Here is a 1,124-nt window from a genome sequence, read left to right as displayed (position 1 = left end):
TCTCTCACCGTCGTGCCGGCGCTCAGCGCGACGTTGCTGAAGCCGGGCCATTCCGACGAACCCTGGCTGGTGCGCAAGGTCGCCGCAGTCTACGAGCCTTTGCTCAAGCGCTCGCTCGACAAGCCCTTAATTGTCGGCGCCGCCGCTATCATCGGCCTCGTCGTCGCCTTCACCGCCTATTCGCGCATCGGCCAGACCTTTATGCCGGTGATGAACGAGGGCACGCCCGTCATCACCATCCGCAAACATCCGACGATCAGCGTCAATATGGCCGCGGAGACCGACATGCGCATTCAGCGCGCAATCATGGAGCGCGTGCCGGAAGTCAAGGGAATGATGGCCCGGGCCGGCGCCGACGAGCTCGGCATCGATCCCGTCGGCCTCAACGACACCGATAATTTCCTGACGCTTGCGCCGCAAAGCGAATGGCGCGGCAAGGATATCGATTGGCTGATGGGCGAGATTCGCGCCGTGCTCGATAGCATGCCCGGCATTTCCTATGCCTTTTCGCAGCCCATCGACATGCGCGTGCAGGAAATGATCATCGGCGCGCGCGGCGACGTCGTCGTCAAGATTTTCGGCGACGATATCGACGAACTCAACCGCCTTACGCGCGAGGTCGCGGCGACCTTGCGCAAGATCAGGGGGGCGCGCGACGTGTTCGGCCTCCAGAACGACGGCATGCGCTATCTCACGGCGCGCGTCGACCGGCTGGCTGCCGGGCGCTTTGGCCTCAACGCAGGCGAGATTCAGGACGCGCTGCGCGTGTGGGTCGACGGTCAGCCGGTGGGCATCGTCCTCGAAGGGCCGATCCGCACGCCGCTCGTCATCCGCGGCTCTGAAATCTCGCGCCGCTCGTCCGTCGACTTCGCGCGGCTGCCGATGGTTTCATCCGAAGGCAAAGTCGTCGAACTGTCGCAACTCGCCGACGTGCGCGTGGAGAACGGACCGATCCAGATCATTCGCGAGGAAGGCCGTCGCTTCGCCACCGTCCTCGCCAATGTGACGGGACGCGATCTTGTCGGATTCGTCGACGACGCCAAGAAGGCCGTCGCCAAGAACGTAAAGACGCCGCCGGGATATCGCTATCAATGGGGCGGCCAATTCGAGAACCAGCAGCGCGC

At 64.0% G+C, this 1,124-nt stretch carries 1 protein-coding gene; it reads left to right on the top strand.

What is annotated here, in order from left to right; all coding sequences use genetic code 11:
- On the top strand, window positions 1–1,124 hold a 1,124-nt coding region (locus NEI07_RS11950; RefSeq protein WP_256034808.1), incomplete at both ends, for an efflux RND transporter permease subunit.

This window comes from Methylocystis suflitae (genome assembly GCF_024448135.1).
Classification (GTDB): Bacteria; Pseudomonadota; Alphaproteobacteria; order Rhizobiales; family Beijerinckiaceae; genus Methylocystis; species Methylocystis suflitae.
Note: the sequence above shows the minus strand (reverse complement) of the source record. Positions and strands in the feature narration are given on the sequence as shown.